Here is a 25,976-nt window from a genome sequence, read left to right as displayed (position 1 = left end):
GGTGCAACGAAATGGAAAGCTATATCGAATTGATTATTCAAGCGAATGAAAAGAAATTTACTGATGTAGAGAAAGTCATTGCGGCTTACTTTCTAGCTGGGCGTAAAGCGCTGGGCATTCAGGAATTAGCGAAAACGTTGAATGTATCCAATTCTTCAATCACTCGATTTTGCAAGAAAATTGGGTTAAGCAATTATAAGGAATTGATTTACTTATATAAATATTCCAATAAAAATACACAAAAGGAACAAACTTCCGGTATCAGCTACGTACAATTGAATTATTCTTTGTTGCTGAATGACCTTATTGAAAAGCTGGATACAGAAGCTGTGAAAGAGGCTGCATTGCTAATTGATAAAAGTCGGATTATTCATTATTGGGGAACCGGCTACAATGCTTTTTGTGGTGAAGATTTTCAATTTAAATTTTCGCGGCTAGGCAAGCTGGTGAACGTCATTAAAGACGAGCATTCGATTGCCATGATGGCCCACACTGTTCAGCCGGGGGATCTTGTGATTCTCTCTTCGTTATCAGGAAATAATGAAACTATCGCTGCAGCAGTCAAAACAGTTGCTGAAAAAGAGGTACCGGTAATTGTGATCACCGCCAATGAAAGTAGCCCGTATAAAGAAAATGTCGCAGTTTTCTGTTTAACCAGCTCTATGGGCAAAAAAGATATGGGCGGGATTTCTCCACAAATACCAGTTTTGACGGTGATAGATGCTTTTTATACCGAAATTTTAGCGATGTATCATCAAGAAACGATTAAATCTTGGATTAAATCTGAAGTAATTTTAAAAGGAAAGTAGGCCGTATAAGTAATGACAAGTTTCTATTCAACAACAGCTATCGAACAGCTAAAGCATCGTGTCGCTCAAACAGCCAGTAATCCCAGATGGAGCGAAGTATTCTCAGCTTGCTTTGATAATACCTTAGCAACCACAGTCAAAATAACTGCAGGGGATACATTTGTGATCACCGGGGATATTCCCGCGATGTGGTTAAGAGATTCTACTGCGCAAATGAAGCCTTATCTGGGCCTAGCTCAAACTGATTCGGCGATTAGAAAGATGATTTGTGGTTTGGTTAAGCGTCAGATAAAATGCATATTAATTGATCCATATGCAAATGCATTTAATGAAACAGAAAATGGCCAGTGCTATCATCAGGATCAGACGGAGATGAACGGCTGGATTTGGGAACGAAAATATGAGGTGGATTCCTTATGCTATCCTGTTGAGCTGGCGTATCTCTTATGGCAGAAAACAGGAGAAACCAGTCATTTTACGACCGCCTTTAAAAAAGCCGCCGCATCTATTATTCAAGTGTTCAAAACAGAGCAGCGCCATGAACACTCGCCTTATCGGTTTGAACGCTTTGGCGAACGACCAGAAGATACCTTAAGTCATCAAGGACGCGGTGAGTCTTGTGGTTATACTGGCATGACCTGGTCAGGCTTTAGACCCAGTGATGACAGTTGTACCTATCCGTATTTAGTACCCGCAAATATGTTTGCCGCAGTCATTCTAGGCTATTTAGCAGAAATATTTACCGTGATTTATCAGGATAAGGAATTGACTGAACAAGCAGCACAATTGAAAGCAGAGATTACTGCTGGAATAGAGAAATGGGGCATTGTTGAGCATGAAGGCAAAAAAGTTTACGCTTATGAAGTGGATGGTTTAGGAAACTTTTTATTGATGGATGATGCCAATGTGCCCAGCTTACTCGCAGCGCCGTATTTAGGCTACTGCCGAATTGAAGATCCGATTTATCAAAATACCAGAGCGCTGATTTTATCGAAGCAAAATCCATATTATTATACAGGAAACTATTTACAGGGAATCGGCAGCGAGCACACGCCTAAACAATACGTTTGGCCGATTGCCTTGGCGATGGAAGGCTTGACTACTACAGAGAGAAACCGCCAAAAAGAACTACTGGATATGCTAGTTTCTACAGAAAACGGTACGAATCACATGCATGAAGGCATCAATGTTGATGATCCGTCACACTATACAAGAGAATGGTTTTCTTGGGCAAACATGATGTTTTGTGAATTCCTTTTGGAATATTTAGGGTTGAATGAATAAATAACAAAACGAGGTATAAATATATTTCTTTTCGTTAAATAAGATAGATTGAAGAAAGCCTATATGATATAGTGAAGAAAAGCTCTATGAGAATTTAAGCGAATAAACTGGAGGGGATCATTTATGATCAAAAAAGCGACAGTATGTAGCAACTCGATACAGTTTAGTTTTTGATAGCACCTGTATCGAGCAGAATTATTTCGCTGTCAACATAACTGTATCGTACTTACAATTATAAAGAATGTAAGGGAGAAAAAGTTATGAAAGAAACACTTAAAAAAGAATGGTTGGAAGTCGAACAGCAAAAAATTATAGGCTGGGATTTTTCTTATTTAGAAGGAAAATGGGAAAATGAAGTTTTGCCTTGGAACTATTTTTCAATAGTCGGAGAAATACTGAAGGAAAGTCATGAGCTGTTAGATATAAGAACAGGCGGCGGTGAGTTGCTACAAGCTTTTAAGCATCCTTATAACAAGACATCAGTTACCGAAGGTTGGCTCCCCAATTACCACTTGGTAAAAAAGCGGTTAGAGCCTTTAGGAATAGCGGTTGAATGGATTTCTAAAAACAATCGATTGACTTTTCAAAATAATGCTTTTGATATTGTTTTAAATCATCATGCGGACTATGATATTCAAGAAGTACGGCGAGTTCTAAAGAAGAATGGTCATTTTATTACACAGCAGGTAGGTTCCAAAAATGGTCAGAAGCTTGCGAATCAATTACAGATAGATCCACCAGAACGACTTGAATGGTCGTTAGCAGTTGCAAAGCAACAATTAATGGAGGCTGACTTTGAGATAGTCTTTTCCAGTACAATATTTTTATGATATTCGAGGATTGATTTATTATGTCAAACAAATTCCTTGGGAATATCCTAATTTTAGTGTAGAAAAATATTTTGATCAGTTGTTGGCTTTGCAGGCCGAGCTAAACGAACAGAAACAGTTGGTAAATAATCAACATCGCTTTATCATTCTAGCTAAAAATACGACTTAGTTTGTTATTTATTTGAAAAGCCATTTCTGATTAATTTTCGAACCACAAGTAACTGGGATGTAACTTTATAAGTTATGTCCTAGTTATTTTTTTACAAGCGTTTTCTACAAAAAGAAACAGATTTATAGCGTCCGCTTCTAACTTATACGAATTCAAGCAGAGCATTTGCTTGTTTAAAGAGGAATTGGTACTATTTGTATTAGCTTCAATTGGCTTTAGCAAAAGAATGAAAACGCTAACGATTGAAGTGGTTGATTTGTTTGCGTTAGAGGCCTGCTTTTAAACTTTTTCGGCAGTCTTTGATACCGGCATGGAGTGCTTTAAAAGGATGGATGAGCAGATTCTGATGAAAGGAGTCAACGCATTTAATAAAAAATGGATGAGGGGTTAAATTATGGGAACTAGGAAGAAAGTATCATTTTTATTGCTTTCAATTTTGATTGGTGGATTATCAGGCATTACCGCATATGCCGAAGAAATTGATAAGGTAGTTGCACCAACAGGCATTAAGGCACTCTTAGTTTTAGTACCATTAGTGTTAGTTTTGGTCTTGTTATTTAAAAAAGTAGATATGATTATTGCAGGGCTAATAGCAGGGATTTTAGCAATGCTGATTGGCGGTGTCAGCTTAGCCGAAGCGAACAAACAGCTGTTGGAAAGTATTCCTGCAATGTTGAGTATTACAGTTCCGATTATTAACTCCGCAGTGGCTATGGCAGTTTTTAAAGCAGGAAGTTATTCCGCAGCTTTAACCCTTGCTAAACGTGGAACTAAAGGGAAAGTCGAGTATGTTTCAGCATTTATTGTTATTTTATTGGCAGCGGCCACCTATATGTCCGGTATTGGCGGTGGGAGCGCTATGGTTATTGCACCGTTAGCTTTTGCTGCAGTAGGCGTGGTACCTGAGTTAATTGCGGCGATGTCTTTAGCAGCAGCAGTTTCATTTACGACATCACCTGCTTCTTTAGAATCAAGTATTGTTTCAAAATTAGGCGATGTAAGTGTTGCGTCTTACGTTTCACAAATGCGCCCCTACTGGTTATTATTCGTAATTCTGGCGATTGTTTTAGCTTTTTGGGGAACGAAGCATCGGAATATCGGCTTTAAGGAATCTAAAGATGACGTATTTGATCAAAAGAGTAACGGTGAATTATTCAAAATAACTTTACCGGCTATTTTCTTGCTGTTTGCCGTTATTTTTGGACCGCTGATCAATGAGCTGATTGGTTTTGCACTCTTTACACCGCTAGTTTATATGGTTTTAACCTTAGCTTTGGTTTTTATCTGTACCGATTTTTCAATGAACGAATCAGTGGAAGCTATGGTGGATGGTTCGACTTATATTTTAACACGCCTGTTTCAAGTAGGGATTTTCTTAGCATTTATTAATGTTATTGCTGAAACAGGAACCTTTGCTGTAATAGCGGGTGTTGCGCAAAATGCACCAGAGTTTGTGGTGGTTCCAGTAGCTATTTTGACCGGGATTTTGATTGGAGTACCGGCGGGGGCTTATGTCGGCTCGGTGTTAACGTTAGTACTGCCTGTCGCTGTATCATTGGGATTTCCACCATTAGCTTTAGGTTTTGTGACAGTAGGTGTAGGTCTAGGCAGTCAAATGAGCTTTGTAAATATTACAATGCAGGCCTTATCTTCCGGTTTCCAAATTCCAATTTTGGATGTTGTAAAAGGCAATGTGAAGTGGCTTAGTCTAGCTTCTGTTATTCTATTGGTCATTGGCTTTATTTTTGGATAAATGAAAAGGAGTGGGAAAAATGGATTTATTAATTAAACAGGCTCGCATTAAAGATGGCGAACCCTTGCAGGACGTTGCTATTGAAAATGGCAAAATCATTGAAATCGCGCCACAAATTTCTGGTGAAGCGCAGGAAGTGATTGAGGCAAATGGACGTGTCTTGATTCCTGGCCTAGTCGAAAGCCATATTCATTTGGATAAAGCGTTAATCGCGGATCGAGAACCAAATAAATCAGGTACGCTGCAGGAAGCAATTCAGGTTACGGCTAAATTAAAACCAACCTTTACAGAAGAAGATATTTACGAACGAGCAAAAAAGGCGTTGGAAATGATTATTAGCCATGGAGCGACAGCAGTAAGAACGCATGCAGAATTTGATCCGGCGCAAGGCTTTACCGGTTTTAATACCATTATGAAATTAAAAGAGGAATACAAAGAGTTAATTGATATGCAAGTGGTGGCTTTTCCGCAGGAAGGAATTTTCAAAGCACCTGGAACAGAAGCAATGATGTATGAAGCGATGGAAATGGGGGCTGATGTTGTAGGGGGAATCCCTTATAACGATGCACCGGCGAATGAACATATTGATTTGATTTTTGAAATTGCTAAAAAATACGATAAAGACATTGATCTGCATCAGGATTTTGCGGATGAAGCGGATAATACCTCGATTGAATACCTATGCGAAAAAACGATCAAGGAAGGCTATGAAGGGCGTGTTTCCGTTGGTCACTTGACTGCATTGCATGCCATGGAGCCGGAACGCTTACAAAAAGTTATAGATTTGATGGTGCAAGCGAAAATTAACGTCATGCCATTGCCAGCAACAGATTTACATTTAGGTGCGCGTAATGACAAGTATAATGTGCGCCGAGCAGTCACTCCAATTCGCAAACTGCGTGATGCAGGTGTGAATGTTTCTCTGGGAACAAATAATATTCGGAACGGCTTTACTCCTTATGGAAACGGCGACTTGATCCAAATTGCCATGTTGACTGTTCCAGTAGGTCATCTTGGCGGTGCGGATGATTTACCAACGGTTTTACCGATGATTACAGAAAATCCGGCAAAAGCGCTAGGTTTAAAAGATTATGGCTTGGCTGTTGGTAAAAAAGCTGATTTGGTATTATTGGATACAAAGGCTGTGGCGACCGCTTTAATTGATTTTCCTGAGCGTTCTTATGTGATTAAAAACGGAAAAATCACGGTTAAAGTTGACAAAAAGGTAACAATTGTTAAATAATGGCAATAGACTGTTTGTAAGGAGGAGCATGTAATGGTAGAAACGCTTATAAGCTCCTATCTTTCTCGACTAGACCGGTTTGGAAAGAATGGAAAAATTCATAGTACCTTTGCCAATTCATTTAATATTATAGTCAATAACCGGTTGATTAATTTTAATACGGCTGCTGAATTTCTTTCGAGTTTTGGTGTTCAGATTTCACAGGAGAAGTTCCAAAAAATGCAGCCATATTGTCAACAAGGCAATTCCGTAACTATTATGAATAGTCGGTTGATTCTTTCTGGCAGCAGAGGAATGGAAGAGGTGGATCTTGCTCCGATTCATGTTAAAGACTTAGAATTTTCGGCAGTTCCTATACAGCCTAATGTGCTTAAAAAGATTATTCAGGTTCTAAGCGATCAGCAGTTAGAAGCTAAAATTGGTATTGAATTGAATGAAGTAAGTCGAAGCTATTTTCAACAATTGCAAGAAAATCAAGTGAAGGATTGGTCTGAACTAGTGACTTATCTAGTTGGACGCGGAAAAGGGTTAACGCCAAGTGGAGATGACATTCTCTTAGGGTATCTTTTTATGCTGAAAACCTATCAGCATCCGCAAGCGCGATTCCTTGCAGCTCATTTACAGGAAAATATTACAGCAACAACAAGCATCAGCGAGAATTATTTTTATGCCTTGCTAGATGGTTTTGTAAGTTCGGTTATTTTTGCTTTATGGGAGCTGTTGAAAAAAGGTGGCTCTCTGGAAGAGTTTCAAAAAAGTGTTGTTCATCTATCACAGGTGGGGCATACATCCGGAAAAGATATGTGCTTTGGCATATTGTTAGGTGCTTTGGCTGTGAGAAATAACTAAAAAGCTGCGACCTCAAAGGTCGCAGCTTTTTGTTTGGTATTATTCCTTAACGACTAATACATTGCAAGGTGCAGACTGGACAACGTAGCTTGTTGTGGTTCCTAGCTGCGAAGATTGAATTTTTCCTTTTCCGGTTGCGCCAACAATGATTAAATCAATGGCTTGATTTTCAGGAACAATCGTCGCAATCATTTCTTTAGGATTTCCAATTTCTACGATTGGTTTAACATCATTCAAGCCTTCTTCGGTTGCATAGTAAATATTCTTCAATAATTCTTTTTCAAGAGCTTCTTTTTCTTCGGCTAGTACTTTTGTGAAGGCATAAGAGCTATGGCTGATTGCATTTTCGTCAACAACCGACAACAGGTACAAAGTTGCATTCTTTTCTTTTGCAATAGCAACACCGTGCTTTAACGCTAATTCAGCGTTTTTTGACCCATCAACGGCGACTAAGATACTTTTGTAATTATTTAGCATTTTGATCAGCACCTTTCTTTCTCTTTTCACTTAAAGTATACCATGTTGTTCAATATCGGTAAAAGAATTGCTGTGCATATGTATTTCACAAAAAAAAGAAATCCGGCTGGATTTCTTCTTTTTGTGTATTATAAGCCTAAAAATGGTGCTGGATCAACAAAGCCGCTCCATAAGCCAGTTGAAATGCTAAAGTGCAAATGAACTCCAGTAGAGTTGCCCGTCGTTCCCATGCCGCCAAGTGTTTGACCAGCACTCACGCTTTGACCGGCAGACACACTCAAACTGCTCATATGCAAATAATAAGAATAATAGCCATTATCATGCTTGATTACTACGTGATTCCCAGCCATACCGCCATAATTTGCGGAAACTACTTCACCAGATCGAGCGGCCATAATCGGTGTACCGCTGGCCCCACCGAAATCAATACCATCATGGAATGTACCCGAAATGCCTGTCGGGTCAGCACGTCCGCCAAATCCGCTGGTGACAATGAGACTAGCAACAGGTGTTGACCAACCACCGGAAGAAGCAGCCGGGGTAGGCACGGGAGTAGGGGCTGCAGCAGGTTCTTCTGGAGTATTGGTAGTTGTTGAGCTTGTATTATCTGTTGAGTTGCTGCTAGACGTACTTGTGTTGCTCTCAGGTGCTTGAGCTGTCTTTTTCGCTTGTTCGGCAGCTTGTTTTTCAGCTTTTGCTTGAGCCTGTGCTTCTTTAGCTTTTTCTTCAGCAATTGCTTTTAATTGTGCTTCTTTTTTCTTAATGGCGGCCTCTTTTTGTTGAACGTATTTTTCTTTTTCAGCTTTCTCAGTAGCGAGAGTTGCTGCAATTTCGTTAATCTTGACGTTTTGTTCAAGTTTTGCTTCTGCTAAAGCTGTCTCTTTTTCTTCAAGCTCCGCTGTTTTTTTCTCAAGTGAACGAATCGTTTTGGCTAAGTTTGTTTTTAACGATTCTAACTTTTCTTGGTCTTCTTTTTGAGCAGTTAAAATGTCATTATTGGCAGTCATGATGGTGTTTACTGCCAGTGCTTTTGAGATGGCATCAGATAAAGACTCTGCACTTAGTAGCACACTCAGCATAGATTCTTGCTCTTGATTCGTTTGAGTGACACGAGCTTGTGCATTTAACTGATCATTTCTTTTTTCAATTTTTGTTTTCAAATTAGCAATATCAAGGTTTAATTGGTTCATCTTTCTTTCTTGTGTTTGCTTTTCAGTAAGAACGCTTTGATATTCTGTTTCGATAGTACTAATTTGCTCTTCTAATTCTGCTAAATAGGCTTTGGCATCATTTTCATTTTTGACAATCTCTTCAATCTTTTTGGTTTGACTTTCTATTTTCTGATCAAAATCTTCCGCTTTAACAGTCACCGGTGCCGCTTGGACCAGTAATATAAAAGAAAGAGTGACTAATAATTTTTTCTTCAAGTAAATTCCCCGCTTTATCATTGATAAAAGACATCAATGTCTTTAGAAAAAAACAAATGTACAAGTCACAGTATACCATAATTATAAGAAAATAATCTGATGAAATGAGCAGAATTAACGGAGGATAACAAAATTTAAAATCCTGCAATAAAGCTATCATTAAATTGTAATATACGAAATTTTTATCATTACTTTTATGTTTGGTACTCTTCATAAAAAGTGTCCAACAGATCAATTAATTTTTCTTTGAATTGGCAGTACTGTTTAGCTGCCTTATCTTTAGAGAGCCGCTGTTGGCTCGATAATGTATATTGATCAGCTGCTTCTTCAAAATGAAGCTTGTACGAAACATCATTGGTTACTATCGCTTTAATAAGTGAAATAAGCTGCGGAATAGATGAAAAATGAGTGGAATCTTCCGAGCGCTGCAACAGCTCAAATACCTCTTTAAATGCAATGGCATTGATTTCTTTCTTACTGGAATCGCTTAGTAATTCTTCAATCATTGGTAAAAACTCACTTCGATAGCGGTTGTTTTTCTCAATACTGTAGCTTGGAAAATCTTCTGCAATTAAAGCATCTTGGTGCTGAGTGTAGTTAAGTTGATAACTATTTTCAAATAAATTGGGAAATAATTTTTGCGCTGCGGTTAAGATTTTTAAATCCTCAGTGTAGGTGATTCTTTTCTTAGTTAGATATTTAAGGAGCTGTTGTAACTGTTTAGTAGAAAGCGGCTCCTTGGGTTTATTTTGCCGGAGTAGGGCGATCACATAGTCTTCAAATTCTCCATATTTGATCCAATTAACGGTGGTGTTGCCTAAAATGGCTAGTTTTTCCAGACGCTCCTGCTTGGGTAGATTATTGCCTTTTTCCCAATTGTTGACAGTACTGGCACTAGAATTACCTACCAGTTTTGCAAAAAGAGCCATTGAGTATTTGTGTTTTGTGCGGATAGACTTGATTCTTTTTCCTGATGCATGTAAATCTATTTCCAAAATATAACCTCCTAAAGAACTTTATTTTACTATATCATTATTCAATAAAAATTTGTACTATTTTTTTTACATTTTGCTATTGTGTTATTTCTTTCTAAATGTTATTATTTTTATACCGAATTGTATTCATTTAACTAGTGGTTAAGACAATTGGTAAAAAGTTGCATGAATGTTTACGTTCTAAAATAAATTTAGAACAAAGATTGTTTGTCTGGTTGGTTTGGCATATTCTGAAACTTTTATTTCTATTGAGTGTGCCGAAAAATATTCAAAAAGAAAGGAAAAAGCTATGAGAAAATTTGAAAAAATCGAAGAGCAAAAAACGCAGCTACTTCATCAGTTTTTAGAAAGATTAAATCGGGAAATACCTAACCATAATGAAGCCAAGCTGGAAGACACGTATGTTAATCAATACAAACTACTGGTAAACATGTCCTTTAGCGCGAATATTCTGTATAAAGGATTAGACTTTGCTGGTAAACTTTATAATCACGTAGTAAAAGTTGAGTATAAGCGTCTGTGTAAAGTGATCATTAACCAAGATTACGAAACGCAGCTTGCTGAAGACTTGCTAAAAAGGCTGAAAAAAGCACAAAAGGAATTACTGCAGCAGTCGCCGCTGGTCAAAAAATCGGTAGGCCTAGATATTTTTTATAATTTTACCGGTGGCAATCGAAAAAAATATCAGTCCAACAGAAAAGTAATTAAAAAAATATATCTTGAAATTAAAGCAGAATCAGAAAAGAGCTTTTGGCGTTACATAAGGGACTCCTTTAATAGAAAACATAAAAGAATCAAAGAAAAGCGTAGTTATGCACTATGGGTATTAAAAAGTTATACTTGGCGCTAAAGTAGGGCTACAAAATAATATACGCAAAAAAACTGTCATTTTTTTCGAGATGCTTTATTTTTACTAAAACTTGTGTTGTGCTATGCTTAAATTGAAGTGCTGACGGTCTTCTGGATCCTTTTTTTAACGAATGATAGTGAAAAAAGAAAGAAGGTTTTTTAATGGATAATATGAAGAAACATATGGAGCATGAAAAGCATATGCCCGACCATAAGCAGATGAGCGGAGGTATGGATCATTCCATGCATATGGGCAATTTTAAGCAGAAATTCTGGTTCTCTCTCGTATTAGCGATTCCCATTATTTTTTTATCTCCGATGATGGGAGTAGATTTGCCGTTTCAATTTACATTCCCCGGTTCTCAGTGGGTGGTTCTGATTCTAGCTACGATCCTATTTTTCTATGGTGGTCAGCCGTTTTTAAGCGGCGCCAAATCTGAATTAAAGCAAAAAAGTCCTGCGATGATGACCTTAATCGCTATGGGGATTACTGTTTCTTATTTTTACAGTGTGTATGCGTTTATTATGAATCAGCTAAGACCGCATGAACATACAATGGACTTTTTTTGGGAGCTGGCAACGTTAATTGTCATTATGTTGCTCGGTCATTGGCTGGAAATGAATGCCGTCATGAATGCCAGTGATGCTCTACAAAAAATGGCGGAGCTTTTACCTGATGAAGTCAAAAAAATTGATCAGGACGGTAAGGAGCAAGTTATTAAGCTGGAGCAGGTTCAGGAAAAGGATCATTTACTTGTTCGCCCGGGAGATAAGATTCCGGCGGATGGTATTATCATTAAAGGAAGCACGACTGTAGATGAATCAGTGGTCACAGGAGAATCAAAAACGGTGACTAAGACTGTAAGAGATAAGGTTATAGGCGGAGCCGTAAATGGCAATGGCACGATTGAAATCACGGTGACAGGAACGGGTGAATCCGGTTATCTTGCGCAAGTAATGACTATGGTAAAACAAGCGCAAAGCGAAAAATCAGCGTTGGAGTCACTTTCGGATAAAGTGGCGAAATGGTTGTTTTACGTGGCCTTAACGGTGGGTTTTCTTGCTTTTGTGATCTGGCTGATGATTAGTAAAGATGTCAGCGCAGCCTTCGAACGAATGGTCACCGTTTTTATTATCGCCTGTCCACATGCTTTGGGTTTAGCAATTCCTTTAGTTATTGCACGATCAACTTCAATAGCTGCTAAAAATGGTCTGCTTATCAAAAAGCGGACTGCTTTAGAGCAAGTAAACAACATGCAGTATATCATGCTGGATAAAACAGGTACCTTAACTGAAGGCAAGTTTTCAGTTACAGGCGTGGAATTACTGACAGATAGTCTTGATCGAGAAGAAGTTTTGAAGTTAATCGGTGCCTTGGAAAATAATGCTAACCATCCTTTAGCTATTGGCATAATGAACTATTTAAAGGAAAATAATATTACTCCTTATCAGGCTGAATCCGTTGAAAACCTTTCTGGAGTGGGACTTTCCGGAAAGGTACAAGGGAGGACCATAAAAATTGTTAATGAAAAAGAAGTGGCACGCCTGCATTTAAACGTTGATGCTCACTTAAAGACCAAATATGAAGAGCAAGGAAATACGCTCAGTTATTTAATTGTTGCGGATCAACTGACAGCGCTTCTAGCATTGGGCGATTCAATTAAGCCGGATGCCAAACGTTTTATCGCATCCCTAAAGCAAGAAAAAATTGTTCCAGTAATGCTTACTGGTGATAATCCTGCAGCAGCGCAAGCAGTCGCTCAGTATTTGGGCATTGAAGAATATTACAGCTCTTTACTGCCGGAAGACAAGGAAGAAATTATCCGAAGCTATCAAGCGAAAGGTAAAAAGACAATGATGGTGGGCGATGGTATTAATGATGCACCAAGTCTAGCAAGAGCAGCAATCGGCATTGCTATAGGAGCGGGAACTGATGTAGCAATTGATTCAGCGGATGTTGTACTAACAGATAGCGATCCCAATGATATTTTACGTTTCTTGGATTTAGCGAAATTAACCCGCCGAAAAATGATTCAAAATTTATGGTGGGGAGCAGGGTACAATATTTTAGCGATTCCACTTGCTGCTGGGATTTTAGCACCTTGGGGCTTTCTTTTAAGTCCTGCTGTAGGTGCCGTGTTGATGTCTTTAAGTACAATCATTGTTGCGGCTAACGCGTTAACACTAAGAATTAAGAACTAAAAATCAAATTTATTTAAAATAAATAATGAAAAGCAATGTTTAGAGCGTATGTTCTATATAACATTGCTTTTTTTGATGCGAAAGCTGACAGAAAGAAAAAGGAGGAATTCAATGGATTTTATGCAATTATTAGACTTTGAATCAACAAAGCTATTGAATCTATTCTTATCAATGACGCCTAATAAGATAATTCCATTAGAGGAGCTTTCCTGCCGTTTACAGCTAAATCCAAAAACAATTATTAGATACATCAAAAAGTTACAACGACTTGTACACCAATTTGATCTAAAGGATCAATTAACTATCAATAATACAATCAGAGCACATGTTTGTTTAGAATGTAAACAGAGCCTATCTTTGGAGCAATTTCGCATACGTTACCTTTCTAATATACCGGAAATTATTTTTCTAAAAACTGCGATTGAAGCAAAAGAGATTCAAACGAAACAACTTGCCGAACAATTGTCAATGAGTGAATCAAACTTAAGAAAGAGAGTTAAAAAGATTCACGATTGGCTGCGGGCGAACAATATACAGTTAAAGAGAGGCACCTACGAATTGATAGGAGATGAAGCAAAGCTGCGGCTGGTTATTTTTTATTTCTAGGAGTTTGTTTATCGTTCTAGCAAGTCGTCTTTTTTAGCGATTGATAAAAAACTGCTGCAGCAAGTAACGAATCATGTCTATTCTTTTTTTCACCTTCACTTGAATGAGCTACAGAAAAGCTCGCTAGGGCGTTTGATTCAAGTGTCATTATGGCGATTTTTAAATGGAAAAGTAATTAAAATAAAAAATGAATGGCATGAGTACCTTAGTCAAAGTTATTATTTTCCTGTGTTCTATCAAACTTTTTACCTATCTAAGCCGACTAATTCTATTAGTCGTGATGAATTAGCTTTTCTCTTTCTAATTATTCAAGCAAAATATCTATCTTATTTTAGTTTACATAGACAGTCGGGATTTATTCATGAGCATTATTGTAATAAAACTAGCTGCTATGCAAAAACTTTGGCTGCAGTGAACAAGTTTAAACAGGTTTTTTGGGAGCATTCTATAAATTATTCAAAAGAAACAGTCGTAGCTCTTTTAGGATTTCATTTATATCATGAGATTGTGATTGAGATTCTCTTCGAGCAAATCCCCAAGCAGTTAAAAATGAAAGAGCAATATCCTAATTTTTCAAGGAAGTTGGAAAAATGTTTATATGAATTAAAGATAGAAAGGAACGATTATAAGCAAATCTCAGAAAAAAGTCTGTTTTATCGTTATTTTCTTATTCTTTCATCTTTGATTTCTCCCGTTTTATGTGAAAGAAAAATATTTATTTGCTTAATGACTGATTTTCCTCTTGAAAAAGAAGTAGCGCTTGGCAAAAGAATTTATCGATTTTTTGCAAATACATATAACATCGAAGTTATATACGCAAGAAGGATCAGTTCGTTTATATATTCTGACATTATACTAGTAACGAGAATCGACCCAGTTTTCTACAAAGAGCATGCAACTAAAATTCTGCTGATTGAAGCAGATGAACCAAATACTATGCTTGAGGATCTTGAAGAATTTTTAAGTAAGACAAATTATTGAAGCCCTTTCATTTTTATGTGGTAAAATAGCTAAGTAGTATAAATACTAGGAGGGCTTCCAGTGAAAAAAATTCAATTCGGTACCAGTGATATACAGGCAGCAGCGGTTATTTTGGGCTGCATGCGCCTAATTAATGCTGAAAATCCAGCAAAAATCATTGAAACAGCCGTCGAAAACGGCATTAACTTTTTCGACCATGCAGATATTTATGGTGGCGGCGAATGTGAAACTATTTTTGGCCAAGCATTAAAAGAAACCGGCATTAACAGAGAAGAGCTATTTATTCAGACCAAATGCGGCATAAGAAAGGGCTTTTTTGACTTTTCCAAGGAACATATCGTTGCTTCCGTTGAAGGGAGCCTGCAGCGTTTAGGCTTAGATTATGTTGATGCCCTGCTTTTACATCGTCCAGATACCTTAGTTGAGCCGGAAGAAGTGGCTGCAGCCTTCGATCAGCTTGAAACACAAGGTAAAGTTAAATATTTCGGTGTAAGCAACCAAAAACCTATGCAGATCGAATTACTGAAAAAGACTGTGAAGCAGCCACTTATGGCGAATCAGCTTCAATTTGGCTTAAAACACACAGGCATGATTGATCAAGGAATTCACGTTAATATGACGGATGAAGCCAGTGCGGAACGTGACGGCAGTGTGTTGGATTATTCTCGGTTAAATCAAATGACGATTCAAGCGTGGTCTCCATATCAGTACGGCTTTTTTGAAGGAGTATTTATCGGCAACGAAAAATTCCCTGAATTAAATGCAGCATTAGATAAATTTGCAGAAAAATATAATTGTACCCAAACTGGGCTTGCTTCTGCCTGGATCTTAAGACATCCGGCGAATATGCAAGTGATTGCTGGAACCATGAATAAGACTCGCATCAAGGAAATTGCGGCGGCCGCGGATATTGTTCTTAGTCGTGAAGACTGGTACGAAATTTATCGGGCAGCAGGGAACATTCTACCTTAATGCATGCTTGCTGTTTTCAATTGATACAATAATTTACAATTTATAAACGATTCGTTCACATTTTTTTCAAACATAAGTTGTATGATACGTAATGTAGAGAATTTCATGTGTGTGAATTTCTAGATTTCCCGTTCTGAGTGTGCAGAGCGGGATTTTTTTTGCCACGAAGAAGTCTTTTATTTTTCTTTAATCCCCAGCTACTGCAAAGTTGTTCAATTTTTGTTAGAATAAGAAGGAAATCAGTTTGCCGAAGATGAGGAGAAAACAAAATGACAAAAAACAAATTATTATTAGTCGATGGGAATAGTGTGGCATTTCGAGCGTTTTTTGCTTTACACAATTCTTTAGAACGTTTTAAAAATAAAAATGGGCTGCATACCAATGCAATTTATGCCTTTAACAATATGTTTGAAAATGTAATGGCTAAAGAGAATCCCACCCATGTTTTGGTGGCGTTCGATGCAGGAAAAACCACTTTCCGTACAGAATTTTATGCGGAATACAAAGCAGGCCGTTCTAAAACTCCCGGCGAATTTAAAGAGCAAATGCCTTATATTCGCGAATTGCTGACTGGTTTAGGGGTAAAATATTACGAGTTGGACAATTATGAAGCGGATGATATTATCGGTACACTTGCCAATAAAGTTTCCAAGGAAGAATTTGATGTGGTCGTTCTTTCTGGTGACCGCGACTTAACGCAGTTAGCGACCGATTCGATCAAGGTGGATATTACCATCAAAGGCGTTAGTGATATTGAATCCTATACACCTGAGCATGTAGCAGAAAAATATGACGGGCTGACACCTAATCAGATTATTGATATGAAAGGCCTGGCGGGGGATGCTTCGGATAATATTCCCGGAGTCACAAAAATCGGTGAAAAAACAGCGATTAAATTATTAAAAGAATACGGTTCTGTCGAAGGCATTTATGAAAATATCGACAAGCTGAAAGCCAGCAAAATGAAAGAAAATCTGATCAACGACAAAGAACAAGCTTTCATGTCCAAACGCTTGGCGACAATTGACACCAATTCTCCAGTGGACGTTAACATTGATGACTTGAAATATGAAGGCAAGAACTTGGATAAGCTCGTTCCTTTTTACAAAGAAATGGACTTTAAACAATTTCTAAGCAAGCTGGATATCGAAGAAGAAGCTGTTGAAATGGAAGATGTTCATTTTGACGTAGTGGATACTTTTACTGAAGAAATGTTTACTGAAGACATGGCTCTTTATGTTGAAATGATGGAAGATAATTATCATACTTCTCCAATCGTGGGCGTTGCTTGGGGCACAAAGAAAAAGATTTACGCAACTAGCAGCTTAGCACTATTTGAAAATGAAGCATTCATTCACTGGCTATTATCCGATAAGTATAAAAAATTCGTGTACGATGCCAAACGTACCTATGTCGCTTTAAATCGTTATGTAGGTAAAATGCAAGGTACAAGCTTTGACGTGCTGCTGGCCGCTTATTTGCTGGATACGAATGACAACAATGCGGACATCGAAGGAGTAGCTGCTCATTATGGTTACACAGAAATTCAATCAGATGAAGCAATTTATGGTAAAGGAGCTAAAAAAGGCCTGCCGGAAGATGAAGAAGCCTTTTTCAGTCATTTAGCGCGTAAAGTAAAAGCGATTCAGTTTCTTTCTGAAAAACTAGATGCAGAGCTTGCAGAAAAGAACCAAAGTGATTTGTTCTACAAAATGGAACTGCCTCTATCAACGATCTTAGCCGATATGGAAATTACGGGTATTCGTGTAGATGCGACCCGCTTGAAAGAAATGCGCATTGAGTTTTCCGATCGTCTTAAAGAAATTGAAAATAAAATTTATGCGGAGGCCGGTGAAGAGTTTAATTTAAATTCGCCGAAGCAACTAGGTGTTATTTTATTTGAAAAAATGGGCTTGCCAGTCATTAAAAAGACGAAAACAGGTTATTCAACAGCAGTTGATGTGTTGGAACAATTAAAGGAGCAAGCGCCGATTGTGGAAGATATTTTAGTGTATCGTCAAATTGCTAAAATCCAATCCACCTATGTTGAAGGCTTGCTGAAAGTGATTCAGCCTGATGATAAAATTCATACTCGCTACGTTCAAACCTTGACGCAAACAGGTCGTCTAAGCTCGATTGACCCCAACTTGCAAAATATTCCGATTCGCTTAGAAGAAGGTCGGAAAATTCGTCAAGCCTTTGTACCGAGAGAAAAAGAGTGGCTGATTTTTTCTTCTGACTATTCGCAAATTGAGCTGCGGGTTTTGGCTCATATTTCAAACGATGAGCATTTAAAAGCAGCCTTCATTGAAGGACAAGATATCCATTCTAGTACAGCAATGCGGGTCTTTGGTATTGAAAATCCGGAAGATGTTACGCCGAACATGCGTCGTCAGGCTAAGGCAGTTAACTTCGGCATTGTTTACGGAATTAGTGATTACGGCTTATCGCAAAATTTGGGCATCACGAGAAAGCAAGCACAGGAATACATTGATACGTATTTTGAAAAATATCCTGGCGTCAAACAATACATGGAAGAAATCGTTCGTGAAGCTAAAGATAAGGGCTATGTTGAAACACTTTACCATCGCCGTCGCTATCTGCCGGATATTAATTCTCGCAACTATAATTTGCGTTCGTTTGCGGAGCGTACCGCCATTAATACGCCAATTCAAGGGAGTGCGGCCGACATATTAAAAATCGCAATGATTAATATGGCACAGCGACTTAAAGAAGAAAACCTGCAGGCAACAATGCTGCTGCAAGTTCACGATGAGCTTGTTTTTGAAGCACCAAAAGCTGAATTAGAGCGATTAAACGAGCTAGTGAAAGATGTGATGGAAAATGCCGTTTCTCTTCAAGTACCGCTGATTACAGACAGCAGCTGGGGCGAAACTTGGTATGAAGCAAAATAGATAACAAAAATGGAAAAGACTGAAAAACCAAAAGTTGCTGCAATGTTTCTGTGGTTCAAGCAGTCTTTTTCTGCTAAGGAGATGAAAAAATGCCTGAACTACCGGAAGTAGAAACTGTCAGAAAAGGGCTGGAACGTTTAGTCGTAGGAAAAACCATACAAGAGGTAACCGTCCTTTGGGCAAAAATTATTGAAACACCGGAAATAGAACTATTCGAACATCAACTAATCGGCCAAACCATTCAGAAAATGGAGCGTCGCGGGAAATTTTTAATATTTAAATTGACAGACTTTGATTTGATTTCTCATCTGCGAATGGAAGGAAAGTATGAAGTCCATGAAAAAGATGACGAGCGCACGAAGCATACTCATGTTATTTTTACGTTTACAGATGGTACTCAGCTGCGCTATTTAGACGTAAGGAAATTTGGTCGTATGGTGTTAGTTGAAAAGGATCAAGGACAAAATTACAAAGGGATTTTAGCGCTCGGACCAGAACCGATTCCAGCAGCTTTCAAGTTAGCTGACTTTCGTTTAGGGCTAAAAAAACATCATAAGGCGATTAAACCACTGCTACTGGATCAACGACTAGTGACGGGACTAGGTAATATCTACGTAGATGAAGCGCTATGGGAAGCTAAAATACATCCGGAGCAGCCGGCAGATTCACTAAAAAATAAAGAAGTTGAAACCTTGTATTATGCGATTATTGATGTGCTTGCCCGCGCAGTAGAGGCAGGTGGAACAACCATTCGCAGTTATTTAAATGCCTTGGGTGAAGCCGGTAAGTTTCAAATTATGCTGAATGTTTATGGCCAAACCAACCAGCCTTGCCCGCGCTGTGGCACACCTATTCAAAAAATCAAAGTGGCTCAAAGAGGGACGCATTTTTGTCCTACTTGTCAAACCCTAAAAGGGAGGAAATAGGTTATGAGCATGGTTTTAGGTCTGACCGGTGGGATTGCGACTGGCAAAAGCACTGTCAGCCAAGTATTCAAAGAGGCTGGCTTTCCGATTATTGACGGGGATCTTATCGCAAGAGAAATAGTAGAACCCGGACAACCGGCTTTAAAAGAAATTGCCGCTGCTTTCGGCTCTCAAATGATTGATGCTAAGGGAAGTTTAAATCGCAAAAAACTTGGTAAAATCATTTTTAACGATTCTACGAAAAGGGTGCAGCTAAACAAAATCATGTCGCCTTATTTGCGTAAAGCGATTTTGGCTGAATTAGAGCAGAAAAAGCAACAAGCTCCTTTGGTAGTCCTTGATATCCCCTTACTTTATGAAGGCGGCTACGAGCAATTTGTTGATCAAGTTGCTGTTGTTTACGTTCCAGAAAAAATTCAGCTGCAGCGCTTGATACAGCGCGACCAATTAACAGCAAAAGAGGCACAGCAGCGAATCAACAGTCAATGGCCGATCGAACAAAAGAAACAGCTGGCTGAGATTGTTTTCGACAACCAAGGAACAAAGGAAGAAACAAAAAATGTCGTAAAAGAATGGCTGACGCTTAATCATTTCAATCATGCTTAAAAATTGCATAAAAATGTTTAGAATCGCTTTCTTCTCTTTGAAAAAATGAATGAATAATTGAACAAAAACGTTATTAAATGAATCGTAAACAATTGCAAGAAATTCCTTTAAAAGTAACACTTTAAGTCTGGTTTCTGAAGCATTTCATGTTATAATACTAATACATACGATGAATACATATCCAAATGTATGAAAATGAAATTATCAGATAAAAAGAGGTGAACACTATGCGTTGTCCAAGATGTCATCACAATAATTCACGCGTCATTGACAGTCGTCAGGCTGATGATGGACGTGCAATCCGTCGGCGGAGAGAGTGTGAAAACTGTAATTATCGTTTTACTACTTTTGAACGAATCGAAGCAACACCATTACTGGTTATTAAGAAAAATGGTGATCGTGAAGAATTTAATAGAGAAAAAATCCTACGTGGTCTGATCCGCTCAGCTGAAAAAAGACCTGTTGCTATGGAACAAATGGAACAAATTGTTGATAATGTTGAAAATCGTATTCGCAGCTTAGGAGAAAATGAAGTTTCGTCTACACTAATTGGCGAATATGTTATGGAAGATTTAGTTAATCTGGATGAGATTGCTTATATCCGCTTTGCTAGTGTCTATCGCCAGTTTAAAGATATGAGTGTGTTCTTAAAAGAATTACAGGATATTGTTGAAAAAGCTAAAAATGAACAATCTTAAACAAAAAAGGGGGTCTTTCCATGAAAGACACTTGGAAAGAAATCCTGCCTAAAACTATATTTAAAGCGATTATCTGTTCACCGCTGTCTGATTTAGAAAAAGAAATAGTAGTCCAACTATATCAGCCTATCATTGGTGCAACGGCATTTAGCTTATATTTAACCTTACTGTCGGAAATTAAACCTGCAACAAATCAAAGTGAAGAATTGCTTCATGCGGATTTGGTGATGCTTTTGGATTGTAGTTTACCACAAGTGCTAACTGCCAGAAGAAAGCTGGAAGGCATCGGTTTATTAGATACATTTGTTAAAGACGATCCTCAATTAGGGACTGTCTATGTATATCGCTTAAACGCACCAGAATCAGCGGAACGTTTCTTCAAAGATGAGATTTTAAGTATTACCTTGTTGAATCGAATTGGTCAAAGAAAATTTGATTTGTTATTGGATTGCTTTAAGCCAAAGTTTCTTAAGCTTACTGGGTATGAAAATATTTCGGCAAGTTTCAAAGAGGTATATCTTTTCAAAGAAGAACAAATTATTGCAGAAGCTGAATTATTAGCAGACATTCAGCGGAATTTCGATGATCCCAGACCCAAGCAGCCTTTAGCGATTGAATCCACGACGTTCGACTGGGCGTTGTTTTCCGAACAATTAAACAAGCTGGGTATTCGTTTACCGGAGGATTCTAAGTCAGTGAAAAATATGATTTTCCTTTTTCACGAAAGCTATGGCATTGATGAGCTGGAGATGGTGAATTTTGCTTCCAAGTCCTTTGATTATTACACGAGTGAGCTGGACGGTAAAGAGCTGAAAAAGCAAATTGATGCTGTTTATTATCCTAAAAAAAGACAAAATGAAGCGACAAGCTTATATGTGAATCCTGCTCTTTCAAAAGACGATCAGCAAACCTATCGGTACAATAGTCTGAAAAAGCTTTCTGGATTTTCTGATAAGGATATTCAAGTCATCATGGATTGTGAAAGACTGGCTCCTGAACAGTATTTAAGCGCATTAAAAGAAGCTGTCAGCGGTTTTCCAACGAACATTGAGAAATACAACGTCCGCTTTTTAATTGAGCATTCCAAATTGCCCAATAGCGTGATTAACATGCTGATTTATTATGTTTGCTACATTGAAAAGAAGCCTGTATTAGAATCAGAGCATTTAAATAAAATTGCCAATGACTGGGCACGTAAACAAATCACGGCACCCGAAGAAGCCATGATTTACGTTAAGGAGCGCTCAGAAAAAAGCAAGCAGCAGCCAAAAAAATCTTCCTTTAGTAATCGCAATACCCGCAAGGAAGTACTGCCGGATTGGCTGGATAAGCCAAGCGAAGAGCAGACGCTTTCACAGGAAGAGCAAGCCAAATTACGTGAACGCATCAACAAATTAACAGGGAAGAGTGGTGATCAATAATGGAAGATGTCGGCAAAGAATTTACGAAAATGATTCAAAATAGGGATTATACTGAGCGTTATCAGGATTTAATGGCAAAAGTTCTACAGGATAGTGATGTACAAGCCTTTATTTCTGAAAACAGAGAACGATTAACAGATGAAGATATTCAAAAAAGCTATGCCAAGCTTTATGAATTCGTTCAAGAAAAGCGCAAATTCCAATTAAATGATCCCACGATGATTGCTCCCGGATATGAGCCGCGTTTGGCTATGAACTTTCATTATATTGACGTAACGTATATTCCAACAGAAGCATTAATTGCGAAGCAGCGTGAAGAAGAAATTCGTAAGCGTGTGAAAGCTATGGATATGCCTAAAGATATTAAAGAAGCTACGTTGGATCGTTTCGATTTATCCTCTGAAGGCAGAGTGCGTGCGTTATCAGAAGCATCTGACTTTCTGGAAAACTATCCGACTGCACCGAAGGAATTTCACAAAGGTCTGTATTTAGTTGGTCAGTTCGGTGTAGGCAAATCCTTCTTGTTGGGAGCAATTGCTAATGCCTTGGCTGAAAAAGGTTTTACGACCACTATTGTACATTTTCCAACGTTTTCGGTTGAAATGAAGCAGGCAATAGGCAAAGATCAGGTCGGTGAAAAGCTGGATGCTGTGAAGAAGTCACCGGTGTTGATGATTGATGACATTGGTGCCGAATCAATGACCAGCTGGATTCGCGATGATGTATTGAGTGTTATTTTACAATATAGAATGCAAGAACAGCTGCCGACATTTTTCTCTTCTAATTTGAAGATGAAGGAGTTAGAAGCCCATTTGACTGTTAGTCAGCGCGGAGATGAAGAACCGTTAAAAGCACGCCGCATTATGGAACGTATTCGTTATTTATCTAAAGAAATCATTATGATCGGAAACGATCGTCGAAACGGCTAAAGGTCGAGGCAGAAGTACATGCTACTTTTGTCTCTGCCTTTTTTTTAAAATAAGCCAAAGCAGCGTTATAATTAGTTGCGTAAAATAGCAGAAGTTGTATCATGATAGTTAAAGATATCTGTTGTTTTTGTTTGACCTTAATTGACCAATGGTATATAATAAATTCATAAGGTCAAAAAAGATCAAACTTTATTCCTTGAAAAAATCAGTCGTAGGATGGAAGCCTGTAACGGCTTTTTCATAGTATGATAAACAGGATAACGAGTGGAAACAAAGTATGCATAATGCTATCAACTTTTTTAGGAGGTATGAGCATGAATAGTGAAAAAATGACAACTACATTACAAGAGGCGATTGCTGAAGCCCAGCAAATTGCCATTACAAGACATCATCAAGAAATTGACATTGCTCATTTATGGAAAATATTTTTACAGCCAAATCACTTTGGTCGTAATTTTTATACAGATGCTGGTGTGGATGTAGAAGCCTTTGAACGTGAGGTCGATCAAGCGCTGGATGAATATCCTAGTGTCAGCGGGAATGTCCAGTACGGTCAAACTATGAGCCAGAATTTGTTTAACTTATTAAATGAAGCAGACAAATTAAGAGAAGCTTTTCAAGATGAATTTTTAGCGACAGAAATCGTTATTCTAGCGCTAATGAAACTGAAAAATTATCGGTTAACCAAATATTTAACCAGTATCGGCATCAATGAAAAGGAATTACGAAAAAATATTGAAGCAATCAGAGGAGGGGATCGCGTGACTTCTCAAAATCAGGAAGAACAATATAAAGCCTTGGAAAAATACGGCGTGGATTTGGTACAGCAGGTCAAAAGTGGGAAGCAAGACCCGATTATCGGTAGGGATGAAGAGATTCGTGATGTGATTCGCATTTTATCTCGTAAAACAAAAAATAATCCGGTTCTAATTGGTGAGCCTGGTGTTGGTAAAACTGCCATCGTCGAAGGCTTGGCCCAACGAATTGTCCGAAAAGACGTTCCGGAAAACCTTAAAGATAAAACCATTTTCTCCTTGGATATGGGGGCTTTAATCGCCGGAGCGAAATTCCGTGGTGAGTTCGAAGAACGGCTAAAAGCGGTATTAAAAGAAGTGAAAAAAAGTGATGGACGAATTATTTTGTTCATTGATGAAATTCACAATATTGTCGGTGCAGGCAAAACAGAAGGCAGCATGGATGCCGGTAACTTATTGAAACCAATGCTGGCTCGTGGTGAATTGCATTTAATTGGTGCCACAACATTAGATGAATATCGTCAATACATGGAAAAGGACAAAGCGTTGGAGCGCCGTTTCCAAAAGGTTCTGGTAAAAGAGCCAACAGTTGAAGATACAATTAGTATTTTGCGTGGCTTGAAAGAACGCTTTGAAATTCACCACAGTGTAAACATTCACGATAATGCCTTAGTAGCAGCGGCAACTTTGTCCGACCGCTATATAACAGATCGTTTCTTACCAGATAAAGCCATTGATTTAGTCGATGAAGCCAGTGCGACGATTCGTGTGGAAATGAATTCCATGCCGACTGAGCTAGATCAAGTAACAAGACGTTTAATGCAGCTTGAAATTGAAGAAGCAGCGCTGAAAAAGGAATCGGACGATGCCAGCAAAAAACGCTTGAATAATTTGCAGGAAGAGCTGGCTGATCTGCGCGAAGAAGCCAATGCTTTAAAAATGCAGTGGGAAACGGAAAAAGAAGAAGTTAACGCCGTCAGCAATAAGCGTGGAGAAATTGATAAGGCGAAGCATGAACTAGAAGATGCTGAAAATAACTATGATTTAGAGCGAGCTGCAGTGTTACGCCACGGAACGATTCCGCAATTAGAGCAGGAGTTAAAACAACTCGAAGCAAAAACTGATAAGGACAGTATTAAAATGGTACAGGAAGCTGTCACAGAAAATGAAATTGCTCAAGTTGTTGGGCGTCTAACAGGGATTCCAGTGACGAAACTAGTTGAAGGCGAACGGGAAAAATTAATGAAATTGAACGAAACTTTGCATAAACGTGTGATCGGTCAAGATGAAGCAGTCGATGCTGTCAGTGATGCCGTTATACGTTCAAGAGCCGGACTACAGGATCCAAATCGGCCGCTGGGCTCATTCTTATTCTTAGGTCCTACGGGAGTCGGAAAAACCGAATTAGCGAAAGCCTTAGCTCAGGATTTGTTTGATTCAGAAGAGCATATGGTGCGGATTGACATGAGTGAATATATGGAAAAACATAGTGTTTCCCGTTTGGTTGGAGCTCCTCCAGGCTACATTGGCTATGAAGAAGGCGGTCAGCTAACGGAAGCCGTTCGCAGAAATCCATATACGATTGTTCTGCTTGATGAAATCGAAAAAGCGCATCCTGATGTTTTCAATATTCTTCTACAAGTTTTAGATGATGGACGATTGACTGATTCTAAAGGACGGGTGGTTGATTTTAAAAATACGGTACTAATTATGACTAGCAATATTGGTTCTCAATTATTGCTTGAAGGTGTAACCGCTGAAGGAACGATTCCAGAAGCAGTGAAGGAACAAGTCATGACGATTTTACGTGGTCATTTTAAACCAGAATTTCTAAATCGGATTGACGATACTATTCTATTTACACCGCTTAGTCTGGATAACGTAAAGGGCATCATTGACAAAATGACGGCCCAATTAGCAAAACGACTTGAACATCAGGAAATCGAGTTAGTAATTTCTGATGAAGCCAAAACCTGGATTGCCGAAAGCGGCTATGATCCAGCCTATGGTGCACGACCGCTGAAACGTTTTATTACTAAAGAAGTCGAAACACCATTGGCGAAAGAAATTGTTTCCGGACGAGTTATGCCGAAAACCAAGGTGACGATTAGCCTATTAAACGGACAACTAGTCTTTGAAAATGAAGCAATCGCTGAATAGAAGAGTAAAACAAGACAGCCAGATTTGGTTGTCTTTTTTTTCATTATAGAGAAATAAGCATTCTGAATATGAACTAAAAAGAAGTCATAATAAGTGAAATAGTCGTCGCTGAAATAAAAT

22 protein-coding genes are annotated in these 25,976 nt (G+C 38.4%); 19 read left to right on the top strand and 3 right to left on the bottom strand.

The window, feature by feature from the left end; translation table 11 throughout:
- Positions 1 to 11 precede the first annotated feature (11 nt).
- The 7 genes from ABH902_RS11685 (at position 12) to ABH902_RS11655 (ending at position 6,937) form a co-directional block, all read left to right on the top strand.
- The gene (locus ABH902_RS11685) at positions 12 to 809 is read left to right on the top strand and encodes a MurR/RpiR family transcriptional regulator (RefSeq protein ID WP_404590922.1); all 798 of its coding nucleotides are present in this window, start codon (positions 12 to 14) and stop codon (positions 807 to 809) included.
- 12 nt (positions 810 to 821) lie between these two features.
- Positions 822 to 2,093: a glycoside hydrolase family 125 protein gene (locus tag ABH902_RS11680; protein WP_404590921.1), complete on the top strand. Its 1,272-nt coding sequence runs from the start codon at positions 822 to 824 to the stop codon at positions 2,091 to 2,093.
- A 260-nt stretch (positions 2,094 to 2,353) separates the two neighbouring features.
- Entirely contained in the window at positions 2,354 to 2,923 is a 570-nt protein-coding gene (locus tag ABH902_RS11675) for a class I SAM-dependent methyltransferase (RefSeq protein WP_404590919.1), read from the top strand.
- A 10-nt stretch (positions 2,924 to 2,933) separates the two neighbouring features.
- The gene (locus ABH902_RS11670) at positions 2,934 to 3,092 is read left to right on the top strand and encodes a hypothetical protein (RefSeq protein WP_404590917.1); all 159 of its coding nucleotides are present in this window, start codon (positions 2,934 to 2,936) and stop codon (positions 3,090 to 3,092) included.
- 394 nt (positions 3,093 to 3,486) lie between these two features.
- On the top strand, positions 3,487 to 4,845 hold the full coding sequence (locus ABH902_RS11665; protein ID WP_404590916.1) for a citrate transporter: 1,359 nt from the start codon (positions 3,487 to 3,489) through the stop codon (positions 4,843 to 4,845).
- A 19-nt stretch (positions 4,846 to 4,864) separates the two neighbouring features.
- Complete coding sequence (locus ABH902_RS11660; RefSeq protein ID WP_404590914.1) at positions 4,865 to 6,088, top strand: amidohydrolase family protein; 1,224 nt, start codon at positions 4,865 to 4,867, stop codon at positions 6,086 to 6,088.
- Between the two features lie 33 nt (positions 6,089 to 6,121).
- Positions 6,122 to 6,937, top strand: coding sequence for a DUF2877 domain-containing protein (locus tag ABH902_RS11655; RefSeq protein WP_404590912.1), 816 nt, complete (start codon positions 6,122 to 6,124; stop codon positions 6,935 to 6,937).
- Between the two features lie 39 nt (positions 6,938 to 6,976).
- Here ABH902_RS11655 and ABH902_RS11650 read toward each other — a convergent pair whose 3' ends face one another.
- The 3 genes from ABH902_RS11650 to ABH902_RS11640 all read right to left on the bottom strand — a co-directional run bounded on the left by ABH902_RS11650 (position 6,977) and on the right by ABH902_RS11640 (position 9,836).
- Complete coding sequence (locus ABH902_RS11650) at positions 6,977 to 7,414, bottom strand: universal stress protein (protein WP_404590910.1); 438 nt, start codon at positions 7,412 to 7,414, stop codon at positions 6,977 to 6,979.
- Between the two features lie 128 nt (positions 7,415 to 7,542).
- Complete coding sequence (locus ABH902_RS11645; protein ID WP_404590908.1) at positions 7,543 to 8,841, bottom strand: murein hydrolase activator EnvC family protein; 1,299 nt, start codon at positions 8,839 to 8,841, stop codon at positions 7,543 to 7,545.
- 194 nt (positions 8,842 to 9,035) lie between these two features.
- Positions 9,036 to 9,836, bottom strand: a complete 801-nt coding sequence (locus ABH902_RS11640; protein ID WP_404590907.1) for a helix-turn-helix domain-containing protein — start codon at positions 9,834 to 9,836, stop codon at positions 9,036 to 9,038.
- A 289-nt stretch (positions 9,837 to 10,125) separates the two neighbouring features.
- Between ABH902_RS11640 and ABH902_RS11635 the strand changes: the two genes are divergently transcribed.
- The 12 genes from ABH902_RS11635 (at position 10,126) to clpB (ending at position 25,856) form a co-directional block, all read left to right on the top strand.
- On the top strand, positions 10,126 to 10,686 hold the full coding sequence (locus ABH902_RS11635) for a hypothetical protein (RefSeq protein ID WP_404590905.1): 561 nt from the start codon (positions 10,126 to 10,128) through the stop codon (positions 10,684 to 10,686).
- 170 nt (positions 10,687 to 10,856) lie between these two features.
- On the top strand, positions 10,857 to 12,887 hold the full coding sequence (locus ABH902_RS11630) for a heavy metal translocating P-type ATPase (protein ID WP_404591022.1): 2,031 nt from the start codon (positions 10,857 to 10,859) through the stop codon (positions 12,885 to 12,887).
- A gap of 111 nt (positions 12,888 to 12,998) precedes the next feature.
- The gene (locus tag ABH902_RS11625) at positions 12,999 to 13,493 is read left to right on the top strand and encodes a helix-turn-helix domain-containing protein (protein ID WP_404590903.1); all 495 of its coding nucleotides are present in this window, start codon (positions 12,999 to 13,001) and stop codon (positions 13,491 to 13,493) included.
- A 141-nt stretch (positions 13,494 to 13,634) separates the two neighbouring features.
- A complete protein-coding gene (locus tag ABH902_RS11620; RefSeq protein ID WP_404590901.1) occupies positions 13,635 to 14,474 on the top strand; it encodes a hypothetical protein in 840 nt (279 codons plus the stop codon).
- 60 nt (positions 14,475 to 14,534) lie between these two features.
- Positions 14,535 to 15,446 (top strand): aldo/keto reductase family oxidoreductase, encoded by a 912-nt coding sequence (locus ABH902_RS11615; RefSeq protein WP_404590899.1) that lies wholly within the window; start codon positions 14,535 to 14,537, stop codon positions 15,444 to 15,446.
- 269 nt (positions 15,447 to 15,715) lie between these two features.
- Positions 15,716 to 18,361 (top strand): DNA polymerase I, encoded by a 2,646-nt coding sequence (gene polA / locus ABH902_RS11610; protein WP_404590897.1) that lies wholly within the window; start codon positions 15,716 to 15,718, stop codon positions 18,359 to 18,361.
- Between the two features lie 89 nt (positions 18,362 to 18,450).
- Positions 18,451 to 19,287, top strand: a complete 837-nt coding sequence (gene mutM, locus ABH902_RS11605) for a DNA-formamidopyrimidine glycosylase (RefSeq protein WP_404590895.1) — start codon at positions 18,451 to 18,453, stop codon at positions 19,285 to 19,287.
- 3 nt (positions 19,288 to 19,290) lie between these two features.
- Positions 19,291 to 19,893, top strand: coding sequence for a dephospho-CoA kinase (coaE, locus tag ABH902_RS11600; protein WP_404590893.1), 603 nt, complete (start codon positions 19,291 to 19,293; stop codon positions 19,891 to 19,893).
- A 227-nt stretch (positions 19,894 to 20,120) separates the two neighbouring features.
- Positions 20,121 to 20,591, top strand: a complete 471-nt coding sequence (nrdR, locus tag ABH902_RS11595; RefSeq protein WP_154775411.1) for a transcriptional regulator NrdR — start codon at positions 20,121 to 20,123, stop codon at positions 20,589 to 20,591.
- Positions 20,592 to 20,611: 20 nt separating this feature from the next.
- Positions 20,612 to 22,012, top strand: a complete 1,401-nt coding sequence (locus ABH902_RS11590) for a replication initiation and membrane attachment family protein (RefSeq protein WP_404590891.1) — start codon at positions 20,612 to 20,614, stop codon at positions 22,010 to 22,012.
- The gene (dnaI, locus tag ABH902_RS11585) at positions 22,012 to 22,941 is read left to right on the top strand and encodes a primosomal protein DnaI (protein WP_404590889.1); all 930 of its coding nucleotides are present in this window, start codon (positions 22,012 to 22,014) and stop codon (positions 22,939 to 22,941) included. Before ABH902_RS11590 ends, dnaI begins: the two co-directional genes overlap by 1 nt.
- Before the next feature lie 314 nt (positions 22,942 to 23,255).
- Positions 23,256 to 25,856 carry an ATP-dependent chaperone ClpB gene (gene clpB / locus ABH902_RS11580; protein WP_404590887.1) on the top strand — a complete coding sequence of 867 codons (2,601 nt, stop codon included), beginning with the start codon at positions 23,256 to 23,258 and terminating at the stop codon, positions 25,854 to 25,856.
- The last annotated feature ends 120 nt before the right edge of the window (positions 25,857 to 25,976 follow it).

Origin of the sequence: Enterococcus sp. UD-01, from assembly GCF_044909655.1 — a bacterium.
Lineage (GTDB): Bacteria > Bacillota > Bacilli > Lactobacillales > Enterococcaceae > Enterococcus_L.
The sequence above is the reverse complement of the archived record's forward strand: the minus strand, read 5'-3'. Positions and strand labels throughout refer to the sequence as shown.